Genomic DNA, 202 nt, shown 5'->3' on the forward strand with positions numbered 1-202 from the left:
TCAGATTCAAGGCTGCTTTTGGGGAGGCCGTCTTGGGTGTGATGGACCGTTTGGTATTGAGCGACGCGGCGTGGAAGCGGATGGCGCCGTTGATCATAGGGCGCCCCGATCAGAAGGGCTCGACCGGGCGCGACAACCGAATGTTCGTTGAAGGAGTGCTGTGGATCGTGCGTACGGGGTCTCCCTGGCGCGATCTCCCGGA

Annotated in this window: 1 protein-coding gene; it reads left to right on the forward strand. The window is 61.9% G+C overall.

Features of this window, described 5'->3' with window-relative positions; all coding sequences use genetic code 11:
- Positions 1-32: 32 nt before the first annotated feature.
- The coding region (locus tag FNJ47_RS49700) for a transposase (RefSeq protein WP_236000668.1) at positions 33-202 on the forward strand (170 nt) is incomplete at its 3' end.

The sequence above is a fragment of the Bradyrhizobium uaiense genome, from assembly GCF_010811875.1.
Lineage (GTDB): Bacteria > Pseudomonadota > Alphaproteobacteria > Rhizobiales > Xanthobacteraceae > Bradyrhizobium > Bradyrhizobium uaiense.